Below are 15,135 nucleotides of genomic sequence, written 5' to 3' on the forward strand. Positions count from 1 at the left end.
GGCGGCGTCGTGCGCAGGGCCACCTGGCGCTCCCTGCTCGCCCGCAAGGCGCGCCTGCTGCTCTCGACCTTCGCGATCGTGCTCGGCGTCGCCTTCGTCGCCGGCTCCTTGATCTTCACCGACACGCTCGAGCGCAGCTTCACCGCTGTCTTCTCCGCGACCGTCGGCGACGTCGTGGTCTCGCCCGAGGGTGGTACGAGCGCCGAGGGGTCGCCGACCGCGCGCACCGTCGGCGCCGACCTGGTCGAGGAGCTCGCCGAGGTCGACGGCGCCGCGGGCGCCGAGGGCCACGTGGACGCGGTCGGCGTCTTCGTCGTGGACCGCGAGGGGGAGGCGGTCGGCGGATTCGGCCCCCCGGGACTCGGCACCAACTACACCTCCGGTCCCGCGGCCGACGGACAGACCGGGCTGACGCTCGTGGCGGGCCGCGCGCCATCCGGCGACGACGAGCTGGCGCTCGACGAGAGGGCCGCCGAGGTCGCGGGCTACGAGATCGGCGACGAGGTGCCGGTGGTGACGGCGTCGCCGCAGACCCCACGCCTGACCGGCGAGCTGGTCGGCCTGCTCGGGTTCCCCGACGGCGGGTCGACCAACGGCGCGACGATCGTCGCGCTGGACACGCCCACTGCCCAACAGGTGTTCCTCGGCGGGCAGGACGCCTTCAACTCCATCTGGGTCACGGCCGCCGACGGTGTCTCCCAGGCGGAGCTGGCGTCGTCCGTCCGCGAGGTGCTGCCCTCGGGGGTCCTGGCGCGGACGGGCGAGGTCGCCGCCGACGAGGACGCCTCGGACCTGCTGACCGCGATCAGCTTCATCACGACCTTCCTGCTCGTCTTCGCCGGGATCGCGCTGCTGGTGGGGTCGTTCCTGATCGTCAACACGTTCTCGATGCTCGTGGCGCAGCGGGCGCGCGAGCTCGCGCTGCTGCGAGCCCTGGGGGCGAGCCGGGGGCAGGTGACCCGGTCGGTGCTGACCGAGGCCGTGATCCTCGGGGTCCTCGGCTCGACGCTGGGCCTCGCCCTGGGCCTCGGTCTCGCGTTCGCGCTGCGGGCGCTGTTCGGGCAGTTCGGTCTCGACCTGTCCGGGCAGCCCCTGGTCTTCTCGGCGACGACGGTCGTCGCGGCGTACGCGGTCGGTGTGCTCGTCACCCTCGTCGCCGCCTACCTGCCCGCGCGCCGGGCGGGACGTACGGCCCCGGTCGCGGTGATGCGCGAGGGCACCGGCGGCAGCGAGCGCGGACTGGGTCGCCGCGCGGTGCTCGGTGTGGTCGCCGCGGTCGCCGGCGTCGCCGCCCTGGTGACCGGCCTCGTCGCTCCCGTTCCCGGCCTGATCTGGTGGATCGGCCTCGGCGCGCTCTCGGCGCTCCTCGGCGTCGCCGCCGCCAGCCCCGTGCTGGGCCGGCCGGTGCTCGCAGCCAGCGGCGCGCTGTCGACGCGCCTGTTCGGGGCTCCCGGGCGGCTCGCGGCGCAGAACGCCCAGCGCAACCCCCGGCGTACGGCCGCGACCGCGTCGGCCCTGATGATCGGCTTGGCGCTGGTCACCACGCTGGCGACCGCCGGCGCGAGCGCCAAGGGGTCGGTCGACCAGGTGATCGAGGAGAGCTTCGCCGGCGACGCGGTGATCTCGAACATCACCAACCAGCCGTTCAGCCCCGAGATCGCGCGTCAGGCGCGCGAGCTGCCGCAGGTGGAGGAGGTGACCGCGCTGCAGTTCGTCTTCGCCCGGGAGGGGGAGAGCCGGGTCGGCGTCATCGGTGCAGACGTCGACGGCCTGGTCGAGGCCGTCTCGCTCGAGGTCGTGGAGGGGTCCGCGCAGGACCTCGACGCCGGCACGATGCTGCTGGCCGTGGACCAGGCGCGTTCCGACGGTGTGGGGATCGGTGACGAGCTGACGTACGAGACCCCCGAGGGCGACCGGTCCTGGCGGGTGGTCGGCCTCTTCGAGCGCAATCCCCTGCTCGGGTTCCCACGCGTGGTGTCGCTGGGGACGCTGGTGGACTCGGGGTGGCAGCGCACCGACAGCCTCGTGGTGGTCACACGGGCCGTCGGTGCGCCACAGCGAGCGATGCTGCGTGGCCTGGAGGACATCGTCGCGGACCAGCCGACGGTCACCGTCAAGGACCAGGCCGGGTTCGCCGAGGAGCAACGCGGCCCCATCGACCAGCTGCTGCTGCTTGTGTACGCCCTGCTCGGCCTGGCCCTGGTCATCGCCGCCCTGGGGGTCGTGAACACCTTGGCCCTGGCGGTGGTCGAGCGCACCCGCGAGGTCGGGCTGCTGCGCGCGGTGGGCCTGTCCCGTCGTCAGCTGCGCGGCATGGTGGCGCTGGAGTCGATGGCGATCGCGCTGCTCGGGGCGGTGCTCGGTGTCGCCCTCGGTCTGCTCTTCGGGGTGGCCCTGATGCGGTCGCTGCGCGACCAGGGCCTCGAGGTGGTGACCGTGCCCGTCGGCCAGCTGGTGCTCTTCGTCGTCGTGGCGCTGGTCGTGGGTCTCCTCGCCTCCGTCCTCCCGGCGCGCCGGGCTGCGCGCATGGACGTGCTGGAGGCGATCGGCAGCGCATGAGCGCGAGTTGGCCGGTCTCGACCACTGCGCTAATAACATGCTGTAACCTGGACATCAAAGGTCCTGAAATGGACAATCAGGGCACAGAGACTCACCGTGAGGGACGGAAGTCTCCATCACCTGCGAACAGCAGCCACCGAGGGCCGGCCGAGGGTACGATCTACCCGCGGCGACGGGTCCGGAACGGGCCGGCGCGCCACCTGGTGGCTCCCGGATGCTGCGCCGACCACCACTTCTGGGAGGAACACCGATGATCCCGTCGCGCGAGGCCCCGGCAGAACCCCAGCGCACGCTCAAGCACGTCAAGGTGCGCGAGTTCGTACGCAACCTGGTGGGCGACGCCGACCCGGGCACGCTGGCCCCCTCGGAGCGCGAGCTCGTCGAGCGCTTCGGTGTCGCGCGCATGACCGTCCGGCAGGCGCTCGACGCCCTCGTCTCCGAGGGTCTGCTCGAGCGCGTCCCCGGTCGCGGCACGTTCGTCGCCGACCGTCGTCGCGGCTTCTCGGCCGGCGGTCAGATGCTCAGCTTCTCCGAGGACATGGCCCGTCGGGGTCTGACGCCCTCCTACCGCACGCTGCTGGCCCGGGTGGAGCCGGCCGGCGCCGGCGTCTCGCGCGCCCTGGAGTGCGAGGCCGGCAGCGCCACCACCCGGTGGCAGCGGCTGCAGCTCGCCGACGGGGCCCCGATGTGTCTGCAGGACGTGTGGGTGCTCGAGCGTACGGCGCCCGGACTCGTCCGCGAGACCGAGCTCGGCCGTGGCTTCTTCGAGCTGCTGCGCTCCCACGGCGTCGTCCCGACCTGGGGCGAGGACGCCGTCGAGGCCGGCGTCGCCAGCACCGAGGAGGCGCAGGTGCTGGGCGTCCCCGAGCACGCGCCCATCCTCCGCATCTCGCGCATGGTCTACACCGACGACGGTCCCGTCGCCGCGATGCGCTCGACGTTCCGCGCCGACCGGTACTCGCTGCGCAGCAAGGTCACCCGCGGCGGCGTCCCCGAGCCGCGACGCCCCTGACCGGCTCCCGCCCCGCCGGCCTCGTTCTCGCCGCGGGCGCCGGGCGGCGCATGGGTGGGCCCAAGGCGCTGCTCATTGAGCCGGGTGGCCGGCCGTGGCTCCAACGTGCGGTCGAGGTGCTGCAGGGGGCCGGGATCGACGACGTCGTGGTCGTGCTCGGTGCCGCCCCGCACGCAGCGGATCTGCTCGCGCCCCGCGTACGCGCCCAGGTGCGCGTGACCGTCGCCGAGGACTGGAGCGACGGACCCGACGCGACCCTGCGCGCTGGACTGCTCACGCTCGCCCAGGACGCGCTCGTCACCAGCGCCGTCGTCTCGCTCGTCGATCTCCCCGACCTCGTGCCTCCGGTCGTGCGCCGCGTGCTCGACGCCACGGGCGGCGCCACGACCGCCCTCGGCCGAGCCACCTACGGCGGCCGGCCGGGACATCCGGTCGTGCTCGGCCGCGACCACTGGGAGGCCGCTCCGGCCTCCCGACGCGCGCTGCTCGCCGGGGCCGATGCCGTCCGGGTGGAGTGCGGGGACCTGGCCACCGGAGCGGACCTGGACCGTCCGACCGACCTGCCCCCCGGCACGACGAGGGCACGAGCGGGCGCGGACCTACCCCGGACCAACCGCCCGTGACCTAGCCTGCGACCTCATGAGCGCCTCGTACGCCGACCGCCTCGGATCCGCCGATGCCGTCGCGGAGACGCTGGCCGCGACCGGCTACCTCACCGACGAGGCCCTGGCGACGACGGTGTTCCTCGCCGCGGCGATGCAGCGCCCGCTGCTGCTCGAGGGGGAGCCGGGCACGGGCAAGACGGCGCTCGCCGAGGCGCTGGCAGAGGGTCTGGACGTGCCGCTGGTGCGGCTGCAGTGCTACGAGGGCATCGACGTCGAGCAGACCCTCTACGACTGGGACTTCGCCCGGCAGGTGCTGCACCTGCGCGCGCTCGAGGCAGCCGGCGACGTCGACGTCGCCACGGCGGAGAAGTCCCTCTACGACGAGCGGTTCCTCCTCGAACGGCCGGTGCTGCGCGCTCTTCGCCGCGCACCGGCGGTGCTGCTCGTCGACGAGGTCGACCGCGCGGACGACGCCTTCGAGGCGTTCCTCCTCGAGACGCTGTCGACCTGGTCGGTCACGATCCCCGAGCTCGGCACGGTCACCGCCGCCGAGCCGCCCCTGGTGGTGCTGACCTCGAATCGCACGCGCGACGTGCACGACGCGCTCAAGCGTCGCTGTCTCTACCTGTGGGTCGACCACCCCGGCCTCGAGCGCGAGGTAGGCATCATCACCGGCCGTGCCCCGGAGGTGCCCGAGACCCTGGCGCGTTCCTGCGCCGCTGTCGTCGCCGAGCTGCGGCGCAGCGTCGACCTCGTCAAGCCGCCCGGCGTCGCGGAGACCCTCGACTGGGCGCGGGCGCTGCAGCGGCTCGGCGCCACCGAGGTCGACCTCGCCTCGGCGGCGGTGACGCTGGGTGCCCTGGTGAAGTACCGCGAGGACACCGAGCGCGTCGCCCACGCCGTCGACCGGATGCTCGCCCGATGACGTCCGTCCCTGAGCCGCCTGAGCGGCCTGCGCCGTTCGGGCCGACAGTGGGGGGCGGGGGCGCCCGCACCACGGAGGTCCTCGTCGGCTTCACCACCGCCCTGCGCCACGCCGGGGTCGCCGTGACCGCCGACCGCACCCGGGCGTACGTCGAGGCCGTCGCCCTGCTCGGCCTCGCCGACCCCGACCGGCTGCGCTGGGCCGGCCACGCGACGTTGTGCGCCGGGCCCGACGACGTGCTGCGCCACGACCAGGTCTTCGAGGCCTGGTTCACCGCCGAGGAGGGTCTGCCGCGTCGACGGCCGCGGGAGCGTACGCCGCTTCGTTCCTCGCGCCTGCCCGATCTCGGTGGGGGACCCGAGGAGACCGCGCAGGCGACGCAGCCGGACGAGGACCCGGCCGTGATCACGGCGCGGGCCAGCGACGTCGAGACGTTGCGGCACCGCGACGTGGCCTCGATGGACGCCGCCGAGCGCGCCCTCCTGCACGCGATGCTCGCGGCCCTGCGACCGCGGCCACCCCGGCGCCGCAGCCACCGGCGTACGCCTGCCCCACGCGGCGGTGTCGACGCCCGTCGCACCGTGCGCGCGATGCTCCGCCGCGGCGGGGAACCCGCACGCCTCGAACGACGCGCGCGACGACCACGACCGCGTCCGGTCGTGATGCTGGTCGACGTCTCGGGCTCGATGTCGCTCTACGCCGACACGCTCCTGCGCCTGTGCCACCGGCTGCACGGGGCGGCGTACGCGACGGGCGGGCACGTCGAGGTCTTCAGCGTGGGCACCCGCGTGACCCGCCTGACCGGTCCGATGGGTCACCGCGACCCCGAGCGGGCGCTGGTCGAGGCCGGTCGGACGGTGCCCGACTGGTCCGGGGGTACCCGGCTCGGTGAGTCGCTGCAGGTCTTCCTCGACCGGTGGGGCCGCCGTGGTCTGGTGCGGGGGGCGGTCGTGGTCGTGATGAGCGACGGGTGGGAGCGGGGTGACGCGTCGCTGCTGGGGGAGCAGGTCGCCGCGCTCTCGCGACTCGCCCACCGCGTGGTGTGGATGAACCCCCACCGCGGCCGCGCCGGCTACGCACCGGTGCAGAACGGGGTGCTCGCGGTGCTGCCCCACGTCGACGACTTCGTGGCGGGACACAGCCTGGCCGCGTACGCGGAGCTGCTGGAGGTGGTCGCGGATGCGTGAGGTGCTCGACGAGCTGATGGAGCTCTACCGCGCCGGCGAGACCGTCGCCCTGGGCACGGTCGTGGCCACCTTCCGCTCGGCGCCGCGTCCGGCCGGCGCGTCGATGGTGGTGACCGGCGACGGACGCGCCATCGGCAGCGTCTCCGGCGGGTGCGTCGAGGGCGCGGTGTACGAGCTTGGCTCGGAGGTCCGGGTGAGCGGCGCGCCCGAGCTGGTGCGCTACGGCGTCTCCGACGACGACGCGTTCGCGGTGGGGCTGACCTGCGGTGGGATCCTCGACGTGTACGTCGAGAAGGTCGACCAGGAGGCCTGGCCGGAGCTGGAGACGATCGCCGCGGACGTGACCGGCGGCCGCGCGGTGGCGGTGGCGACCGTGGTCGACCACCCGGACACCGCGCGGATCGGGCGCCGCATGCTGGTGCGCGCGGTCGACGACGCCGAGCCGCGGTCCGGCACGCTGGGCGGGCGGCGCGTCGACGACGCCGTGGCGGACGACGCCCGCGGACTCCTGGCCACCGGGCACTCGGCGACCCTCACGTACGGGCCCGACGGTGAGCGCCGTGGCGAGGGCATGCGGGTCTTCGTGTGGGCTTTCGCCCCGCCGCCACGGATGCTCGTCTTCGGCGCCATCGACTTCGCCGCCGCCGTGGCACGCACGGGTGTCTTCCTGGGCTACCGCGTGACCGTCTGCGACGCGCGTCCGGTGTTCGCGACCGCGACCCGCTTCCCCGACGCGCACGAGGTGGTCGTGGACTGGCCGCACCGCTACCTGCGCGCCGAGGCCCGGGAGGGCCGCGTCGACTCCCGCACGGTGATCTGCGTGCTCACCCACGACCCGAAGTTCGACGTGCCGCTGCTCGAGGTGGCCCTGCGGCTGCCCGAGGTCGGCTACGTCGGGGCGATGGGGTCGCGGCGCACCCACGCCGACCGGGAGGAGCGGCTCCGGGAGGCCGGCCTGGCCGAGGCGGAGATCGCCCGGCTCTGCAGCCCGATCGGCCTGGACCTGGGGGCGCGTACGCCGGAGGAGACAGCCGTCTCGATCGCCGCGGAGATCATCGCCCGACGCTGGGGCGGTGCGGGGCAGCCGTTGGGCGCGCTCGACGGCCCGATCCACGCCGACCGGCCGCCGACCCTCGGCGCGTAGGGGACGCTGCGGGCGCGTCGGGTCTACCGCAGTGGCCGTGCCGCTCGATAGCGTCCGGCCATGCCGCACGAGACGCCGAAGAAGATCCTGCTCGACGAGTCCGAGATCCCCACGCAGTGGTACAACGTGGTCGCCGACCTGCCCGAGCCCCCGCCGCCGGCCCTGCACCCCGGCACCCACGAGCCGGCCGGCCCGGAGGACTTCGCCCCGCTGTTCCCGACGGCGCTCATCGAGCAGGAGGTCTCGACCGACCGCTACATCGACATCCCCGGCGGCGTCCTCGACGTCTACAAGGTGTGGCGGCCCAGCCCCCTCTTCCGCGCCCGCCGTCTCGAGCAGATGCTCGACACCCCGGCCCGGATCTACTACAAGTACGAGGGCGTCAGCCCGGCCGGCTCCCACAAGCCCAACACCGCGGTGCCGCAGGCCTGGTACAACCACCAGGAGGGCATCACCCGGCTGACCACCGAGACCGGTGCCGGCCAGTGGGGGACGAGCCTCGCCTTCGCCACGTCGCAGTACGGCATGGAGTGCGAGGTCTGGCAGGTCGCCGCCTCCTACCGGCAGAAGCCGCAGCGGCGCACGATGATGGAGCTGTGGGGTGCCACCGTGCACGCCTCACCGAGCCGCGAGACCGACTTCGGCCGCCAGCTGCTCGCGCAGGACCCCGACCACCCCGGCTCGCTGGGCATCGCGATCTCCGAGGCCGTGGCCGCCTGCGTCGCCGACGAGAAGGCGCGCTACGCCCTCGGGTCCGTGCTCAACCACGTGCTGCTGCACCAGACCGTCATCGGCGAGGAGGCCCTGCTGCAGCTCGCGAAGGTCGAGGAGGTCCCCGACGTGCTGGTGGGCTGCACCGGCGGCGGCTCGAACTTCGGCGGGCTGGCCTTCCCGTTCCTGCGGGAGAAGCTCGCCGGCCGCATGGACCCCACGATCCGGTGCGTCGAGCCCGCTGCGTGCCCCACGTTGACCAAGGGGGAGTACCGCTACGACTTCGGCGACACCGCCGGCATGACGCCGCTGATGAAGATGCACACGCTCGGCCACGACTTCGTGCCGGAGCCGATCCACGCGGGCGGGCTGCGCTATCACGGCATGGCGCCGCTGGTGTCGCACCTCTACGAGCTCGGCATGCTCGAGGCGATCAACATCCCGCAGCGCGAGTGCTTCGCCGCGGCCCTGCAGTTCGCGCGGACGGAGGGCATCGTGCCGGCGCCCGAGCCCACCCACGCCGTGGCCGCCGCGATCCGCGAGGCGCTGGCGGCGAAGGAGGCCGGGGAGGAGCGCGTCATCCTCACGGCGCTGTGCGGTCACGGGCACCTCGACATGGGGGCGTACGCGCACTACCTCTCCGGCGAGATGGTCGACCACGAGCTCGGCGACGAGGAGATCGCCGCGGCGATGCGGTCGGTGCCGGTCCTCTCCTGAGGGTCGCCTGAAAGGACTCCTCGGGACCTGGTGCGGGACACCGCCACCGGCGTACGGTGACCGCGATCACACGTGGTCGTCGACTGCGTGGTCCACACCCGAGGGGGCGCGATGGCAGCCGCGGACAGCGACCTGGCAGGGCGGCGACGCGAGGTCTCGCGTGCGTGGAGCACCTTCGTCGAGCAGGGCGGCTCGCCGCGTCACGTCAGACCCGAGATCCTGCACAGCTGGCAGCTCTCCCTGGTCCCCGACCACGAGGGCGCCGGTGACCCGGCCCTGCGCTCGCAGGCGCCGATGGCGGACGAGGCCGAGGTCCTGGCCGCCTGGCAGGGGTCGCCCCTGCAGGTGGCGGTCTCGCGGGTCGAGGACGAGCTGCGGCGCACGGCGGACGACGGCGACCTCGTGGTCGCCGTGACCGACCCGGGCACCCGCATCCTGTGGACCTACGGCGGACGCCTGATGCGGCGGGCGGCGGAGTCGGTGAACTTCGTCGCGGGAGCGCGGTGGGACGAGGCCTCCATCGGGACCAACGCCCTGGCACTGGCCAACCGCACCGGACGGGCCGCCTCGGTCTTCAGCGCCGAGCACCTCGCCCCCGCGGTGCACAACTGGGTGTGCTGGGCGGCGCCGGTCGTCGACCCGGTCAGCGGCGCGCAGCTAGGTGTCGTCGACCTGTCGACGACGTGGGAGCGTACGCACCCCGTGGGGCTCGCCACCGCCCGTCTGCTCGCCCGGATGGTCGAGCAGGCGCTACCCCGCACCGACGAGCCGCACCCCACGGGGGCGGTCCCGGCCGCGGCTGCACCGGTGGCGACGACGGGGCTGGACGTACGCCTGCTCGGTGGGGCCACGGTGCACCTCGACGGCCGTGAGCTGTCCCTGACCCGCCGTCAGACCGAGATCCTCGCCCTGCTGGCCACGCACCCCGAGGGGCTGGGCCTGGACCGGCTCCACGCCCTGCTCTACGGCGACAAGCCCGTGAGCTTCTCGACGCTCAAGGCGGAGGTCAGCCACCTCCGGGGCGCCCTGGGCGGCGCGGTCGCCTCGCGGCCCTACCGCCTCTCGGTGCCGGTGCAGGTCGACACGGGCAGGGTGCTGGCCCGCGTGGCCGAGGGCGATGTCGACGGGGCGGTGGCCGCGTACGCCGGCGAGCTCCTGCCGGGCACCGACAGCCCGGCGCTGACCGAGCTGGGGGAGTACGTCGCCGTCGCCGTGCGCGAGGCCCTGCTGCGCGACCCGCGGCCCGCGACGGTGCTGCGCTACTCCGAGCGCGTCCCGTACGACACCGAGGTGCTCGAGCGCGCCCTCGCCGCCCACCCCGACCACGTCGCCGCGCCGCTGCTGGCGGCCCGACTGGCAGCCGCGCGGGCCTGACCCGCCGCCGAGGCGTCGATTCCCGCGAGAGGTCACTTCCCGCGAGACGTCAATTCCCGCGAGACGTCGATTCGCGCGACGTACGTCGGGACCGGACGCAGATCGCGGGCTCGCGAAAAGTGACCCCTCGCGGGAAGTGACCCTTCGCCAAAAGTGACCCCTCGCGGGAAGTGACCTCTCGCCAACCTTCGGCCAACCGTGACGCACCTAACGTCAGGCCCACGTGTTGTACCGATCGTGAGCGTCCCAGGAGGCATCTGCCCATGACCCGCATCAACGTCCGCGTCGACGGCGCGAACTACACCGACGAGGTCGAGCCCCGCACCTCGCTGGTCCACTACCTGCGCGAGCAGTGCGGCAAGACCGGCACGGTCGTCGGCTGCGACACCTCCAACTGCGGTGCCTGCACCGTCCACCTCGACGGCCGCAGCGTGAAGAGCTGCAACGTGCTGGCCGTGCAGGCCGATGGCCGCGAGGTCACCACCATCGAGGGCCTCGCCGAGAACGGCGAGCTGCACCCGGTGCAGCAGGCCTTCCACGAGTGCCACGCCCTGCAGTGCGGCTACTGCACCCCGGGGATGATCATGCAGAGCGTCGACCTGCTGAACGAGAACCCGGACCCCTCCGAGCACGAGATCCGGCACGGGCTCGAGGGCAACCTCTGCCGCTGCACGGGCTACCAGAACATCGTCAAGGCCGTGCAGCAGGCGGCCGGCCAGAGCGCGAAGGCGGGTGCCTGATGACCACCGAGACCCCCGAGGCCGTCACCGGTCACGACGTCGCGCCGGCCACCGAGCCGGACGCGGCCCGCGAGATCGGCCAGGCGCGCCGCCGCAAGGAGGACCGCCGCCTGATCACCGGGCGTACGCGCTGGACCGACAACATCGTGCTGCCCGGCATGCTGCACATGGCGATGGTGCGCAGCCCCTTCGCCCACGCGAAGATCACCGCGATCGACACCAGCGCCGCGAAGGACGCAGCCAACGTCGTCGCCGTCTACACCGGCGCCGACCTCGGCGCCGAGCAGGGCTCACTGCCCAACGCCTGGCCGATCACCCCCGACCAGGTGACGCCGCCCCACCCGCCGGTGGCCATCGACAGGGCGACCTTCGCCGGGGAGATCGTCGCCGTCGTCGTCGCCCGCTCCGCCCGCGAGGCGCGCGACGCCGCCGACCTGGTCGACGTCGACTACGAGGAGCTCCCCGCGGCGCTCGACCTCAAGGAGGCGGCGGACGACAAGGTGCTGGCGCACCCCGACCTCGGCACCAACAAGTCGGCGTACTGGGTCTTCGACTCCGGCGACGCCGGCACCGGTGAGCCGATCGACGACGTCATCTCCGCCGCCCGCGACGGCGGCATCGTGCTGGAGCGGGAGTACCGCCAGCAGCGCCTCATCCCCGCCTTCATGGAGCCGCGGTCGGTGGTGGTCGACCCGACCGGGGAGCAGGTCACCTGCTGGTCGGCGACCCAGATCCCGCACATCCTGAAGTTCCTCTTCGCGGCCGTGCTCGGCATGCCCGAGAACAAGATCCGGGTCATCGCCCCCGACGTCGGCGGCGGCTTCGGCGGCAAGCTGCAGACCACGCCGGAGGAGTTCGCGACGATGGTCATCGCGAACCGCCTCGGCAAGCCCGTGAAGTACACCGAGACCCGCTCGGAGTCCCTCCTCGCCGGCCACCACGGCCGGGACCAGTGGCAGAAGCTGACGCTCGCCGCGGAGAAGGACGGCACGGTCACCGGGCTCAAGGTCGAGCTCCTCGCCGACCTGGGCAGCCACGTCTCGCTGATCGGCGGCGGCGTGCCCGTGCTGGGCGCCTTCATGTTCAACTCGATCTACAAGTTCAAGGCCTACCACTTCGCCTGCCAGACGGTGCTGACGAACAAGACGTGGACCGACGCCTACCGCGGCGCGGGCAGGCCCGAGGCCACGTTCGGCATCGAGCGGATCATGGACGACCTCGCCGCCGAGCTCGAGATGGACCCGCTGGAGCTGAGGGCGAAGAACTGGATCGGCACCGAGGAGTTTCCCTTCACCACGGTGGCCGGTCTGGAGTACGACTCCGCGAACTATCCCGCCGCCACCGAGAAGGCGAAGGAGATGTTCGGCTACGACGCCCTGCGCCGCGAGCAGAAGGAGCGTCGCGACCGCGGCGAGACCGTCCAGCTGGGCATCGGCGTCTCGACGTTCACCGAGATGTGCGGTCTGGCGCCGAGCCGGGTGCTCGGGTCGCTGGACTACGGTGCCGGCGGCTGGGAGCACGCGAGCGTACGCATGCTGCCGACCGGCAAGGTCGAGGTGCTCACCGGCGCCTCGGCGCACGGCCAGGGCCACGAGACGGCCTTCAGCCAGATCGTCGCCGACAGGCTCGGGGTGGCCTTCGAGGACGTCGAGGTGCTGCACGGCGACACCCAGGTCGCGCACAAGGGCCTCGACACGTACGGCTCGCGTTCGCTGGTGGTCGGCGGTGAGGCGCTCGTACGCGCCACGGACAAGGTCATCGAGAAGGCTCGCCCGATCGCGGCGCACCTGCTCGAGGCCTCCGCCGACGACCTCGAGTTCACCGGCGGCCGGATGCAGGTCAAGGGCACCGACCAGGGCCTGAGCATGGCCGAGATCGCCCTCGCGACCTTCGCCGCGCACAACTTGCCCGACGGGGTCGAGCCGTCGCTCGACAGCGATGCCACCTACGACCCGGTGAACTTCAACTACCCGCACGGCACGCACCTGTGCGCCGTCGAGATCGACACCGAGACCGGTCAGGTCACGATGCGCAAGTACGCCTGCGTCGACGACATCGGCAACGTCATCAACCCCTTGATCGTCGAGGGCCAGGTGCACGGTGGGCTCGTCCAGGGCATCGCCCAGGCGCTGTTCGAGGAGGCCGTCTTCGACGAGTCCGGCACGCTCGTGTCCGGCTCCTTCGTCGACTACCTCGTGCCGACCGCGGCCGACCTGATCAGCTTCGACACCGCGCACCACCAGACCCCGTCGCTGACGAACACGCTCGGCACCAAGGGCGTCGGCGAGGCCGGCACCATCGCCTCGACGCCGGCCGTCGTGAACGCCGTGCTCGACGCCCTGCGCCCCTTCGGGGCGAAGGACATCCTCATGCCCTGCACCCCCGAGCGGGTCTGGAAGGCCGTGCAGGCCGGCCAGGCCGGTGCTCACGACACCACCGAGGGCGCCGCCGGTGCCCACTTCGACCCCGCCGCCGACGCCAACCAGGCCCCTCAGGGAGGTTCGCTGTGATCCCCGCACCGTTCGACTACGCCGCCCCCACCAGCGTCGCCGACGCGCTCAGCCTGCTGCGCGAGCACGGCGACGAGGCGAAGATCCTGGCCGGGGGCCAGAGCCTCATCCCGGTGCTCAGGCTCCGCCTGAACGCCCCCTCGATGGTCGTGGACCTCGGCAAGATCGACACCCTCCGGTCGATCACCGACGACGGCGACACGATCACCATCGGATCCATGGCTCCGTACGCGGACGTGCTGGCCTCCGAGCTCGTGGCCGAGCACGCCGCGGTTCTCAGGCACGCCGTCGCCGAGGTGGCGGACCCGCAGATCCGTCGCCGCGGCACGGTCGGCGGTGCCCTCGTGCACGCCGACCCCGCGGGTGACGTCGGTGCCCCCGCGATGTGCCTGGACGCGGAGATGCTCATCACCGGCGCAGGAGGCGACCGCAGCGTCTCGATCCACGACTTCTTCGAGGGCTTCTTCACCACGGCGGTGGGGGAGGACGAGATCCTCACCGGCATCAGGATCCCCAAGCTCACCGGGTGGGGTGCGACGTACGAGAAGTTCGTGCGCGTGCAGCACCAGTGGTCCATCTGCGCCGTCGCCGCGACGGTGAAGATGGACGGCGACCAGATCGCCGAGGCGCGCATCGGCCTGACGAACATGGGACAGACGCCGATGCGGGCGACCGCGGTCGAGGAGGCCCTGGTCGGCGGCGACGTCTCACCCGAGCGCGTCGCCCGGGCGGCGGCGAAGGCCGCGGAGGGCACCGACCCGCCGAGCGACCTCAACGGTGACGCCGACTACCGCCGCCACCTCGCCACGGTGCTCACCAGGCGTGCCGTGCTCGCGGCGGCGGGCTGAGGAGCGCGCTGCCGTGGACCTCAAGCACGAGTTCACCGTCCCGACGAGCCCGACGGCGACGTGGGAGGCCTTCGGCGACATCAAGGAGGTCGCCCAGTGCTTCCCCGGTGCGACCGTGAGCAACGCGGACGAGGAGACCTTCGAGGGGATCGTCAAGGTCAAGCTCGGTCCCGTGTCCCTCGTCTACACCGGCGAGGGCCGCTTCACCGAGCGCGACGAGGCCAGCCGCACCATGAAGCTGACCGCGAACGGCAAGGACAAACGCGGCAACGGCACGGCCGGGGCGGACGTCGTCCTGACCATGACGGAGGCCGACGGGGGGCGTACGGCGGTCTCGGTGAGCACCGACCTCAAGATCACCGGCAAGCCGGCGCAGTTCGGTCGCGGCATGATCCAGGACGTCTCCGACAAGCTCCTCGGACAGTTCGTCTCCTGCCTCGAGCAGCGGCTCGTCGAGGACCCGGCCGAGGGGGCGGAGGAGACCAACGGGCTCGGTCCCTCGGGCGCGGCGATCGCGGCCAACCGGGCAGGCGGCGACACGGACCAGCCGCTCTCGGCCTCGGCCGACCCGATCGGCGACGAGGCGTCGGGCGCGGCCGAGCCGCGCCCGGCCCCCAAGGACGCCAACCGATCCGGTGGGCACCTGCGCCCGATCACCGACGTGGACACCTCGGGTGAGGCGATCGACCTCGGCGCGGCGGTGCTGCCGGCCATGGCCAGGCGCTACGGCCCGTACGCCGCGGTGGTCGTGGTGCTCCTGGTGCTGCTGCGTCGCAGGCGCCGCGCCTGAGCGCGGGAGATGA

Annotated in this window: 12 protein-coding genes; all 12 read left to right on the plus strand. The window is 73.0% G+C overall.

Annotation, left to right across the window (positions count from 1 at the left end):
- Positions 1 to 9: 9 nt before the first annotated feature.
- The 12 genes from KLP28_10750 (at position 10) to KLP28_10805 (ending at position 15,122) form a co-directional block, all read left to right on the plus strand.
- Complete coding sequence (locus KLP28_10750; protein ID QWC84085.1) at positions 10 to 2,559, plus strand: ABC transporter permease; 2,550 nt, start codon at positions 10 to 12, stop codon at positions 2,557 to 2,559.
- Between the two features lie 250 nt (positions 2,560 to 2,809).
- Positions 2,810 to 3,571, plus strand: coding sequence for a GntR family transcriptional regulator (locus KLP28_10755; protein ID QWC84086.1), 762 nt, complete (start codon positions 2,810 to 2,812; stop codon positions 3,569 to 3,571).
- Positions 3,572 to 3,621: 50 nt separating this feature from the next.
- Positions 3,622 to 4,194, plus strand: a complete 573-nt coding sequence (locus tag KLP28_10760; GenBank protein ID QWC84087.1) for an NTP transferase domain-containing protein — start codon at positions 3,622 to 3,624, stop codon at positions 4,192 to 4,194.
- Between the two features lie 16 nt (positions 4,195 to 4,210).
- The gene (locus KLP28_10765; protein QWC84088.1) at positions 4,211 to 5,101 is read left to right on the plus strand and encodes a MoxR family ATPase; all 891 of its coding nucleotides are present in this window, start codon (positions 4,211 to 4,213) and stop codon (positions 5,099 to 5,101) included.
- The gene (locus tag KLP28_10770) at positions 5,098 to 6,288 is read left to right on the plus strand and encodes a VWA domain-containing protein (protein ID QWC84089.1); all 1,191 of its coding nucleotides are present in this window, start codon (positions 5,098 to 5,100) and stop codon (positions 6,286 to 6,288) included. Before KLP28_10765 ends, KLP28_10770 begins: the two co-directional genes overlap by 4 nt.
- On the plus strand, positions 6,281 to 7,432 hold the full coding sequence (locus KLP28_10775) for an XdhC family protein (GenBank protein QWC84090.1): 1,152 nt from the start codon (positions 6,281 to 6,283) through the stop codon (positions 7,430 to 7,432). Before KLP28_10770 ends, KLP28_10775 begins: the two co-directional genes overlap by 8 nt.
- A gap of 60 nt (positions 7,433 to 7,492) precedes the next feature.
- Positions 7,493 to 8,860, plus strand: coding sequence for a TrpB-like pyridoxal phosphate-dependent enzyme (locus KLP28_10780; protein ID QWC84091.1), 1,368 nt, complete (start codon positions 7,493 to 7,495; stop codon positions 8,858 to 8,860).
- Between the two features lie 111 nt (positions 8,861 to 8,971).
- Positions 8,972 to 10,234, plus strand: coding sequence for a transcriptional regulator (locus KLP28_10785; protein ID QWC84092.1), 1,263 nt, complete (start codon positions 8,972 to 8,974; stop codon positions 10,232 to 10,234).
- Positions 10,235 to 10,497: 263 nt separating this feature from the next.
- On the plus strand, positions 10,498 to 10,974 hold the full coding sequence (locus tag KLP28_10790) for a (2Fe-2S)-binding protein (protein ID QWC84093.1): 477 nt from the start codon (positions 10,498 to 10,500) through the stop codon (positions 10,972 to 10,974).
- Positions 10,974 to 13,484, plus strand: a complete 2,511-nt coding sequence (locus tag KLP28_10795; protein ID QWC84094.1) for a xanthine dehydrogenase family protein molybdopterin-binding subunit — start codon at positions 10,974 to 10,976, stop codon at positions 13,482 to 13,484. Before KLP28_10790 ends, KLP28_10795 begins: the two co-directional genes overlap by 1 nt.
- Positions 13,481 to 14,332: a xanthine dehydrogenase family protein subunit M gene (locus KLP28_10800; GenBank protein ID QWC84095.1), complete on the plus strand. Its 852-nt coding sequence runs from the start codon at positions 13,481 to 13,483 to the stop codon at positions 14,330 to 14,332. The genes KLP28_10795 and KLP28_10800 overlap by 4 nt, the downstream gene beginning before the upstream one ends.
- 13 nt (positions 14,333 to 14,345) lie before the next feature.
- Positions 14,346 to 15,122 carry an SRPBCC family protein gene (locus KLP28_10805; protein QWC84096.1) on the plus strand — a complete coding sequence of 259 codons (777 nt, stop codon included), beginning with the start codon at positions 14,346 to 14,348 and terminating at the stop codon, positions 15,120 to 15,122.
- The last annotated feature ends 13 nt before the right edge of the window (positions 15,123 to 15,135 follow it).

It is taken from the genome of Nocardioidaceae bacterium (assembly GCA_018672315.1).
Lineage (GTDB): Bacteria > Actinomycetota > Actinomycetes > Propionibacteriales > Nocardioidaceae > TYQ2.

Bases quoted from the DNA above. Each gene is read 5' to 3' on its own strand.
- KLP28_10755 (QWC84086.1), top strand. From the start codon at position 2,810: ATGATCCCGTCGCGCGAGGCCCCGGCAGAACCCCAGCGCACGCTCAAG.
- KLP28_10760 (QWC84087.1), top strand. From the start codon at position 3,622: ATGGGTGGGCCCAAGGCGCTGCTCATTGAGCCGGGTGGCCGGCCGTGG.
- KLP28_10765 (QWC84088.1), top strand. From the start codon at position 4,211: ATGAGCGCCTCGTACGCCGACCGCCTCGGATCCGCCGATGCCGTCGCG.
- KLP28_10770 (QWC84089.1), top strand. From the start codon at position 5,098: ATGACGTCCGTCCCTGAGCCGCCTGAGCGGCCTGCGCCGTTCGGGCCG.
- KLP28_10775 (QWC84090.1), top strand. From the start codon at position 6,281: ATGCGTGAGGTGCTCGACGAGCTGATGGAGCTCTACCGCGCCGGCGAG.
- KLP28_10780 (QWC84091.1), top strand. From the start codon at position 7,493: ATGCCGCACGAGACGCCGAAGAAGATCCTGCTCGACGAGTCCGAGATC.
- KLP28_10785 (QWC84092.1), top strand. From the start codon at position 8,972: ATGGCAGCCGCGGACAGCGACCTGGCAGGGCGGCGACGCGAGGTCTCG.
- KLP28_10790 (QWC84093.1), top strand. From the start codon at position 10,498: ATGACCCGCATCAACGTCCGCGTCGACGGCGCGAACTACACCGACGAG.
- KLP28_10795 (QWC84094.1), top strand. From the start codon at position 10,974: ATGACCACCGAGACCCCCGAGGCCGTCACCGGTCACGACGTCGCGCCG.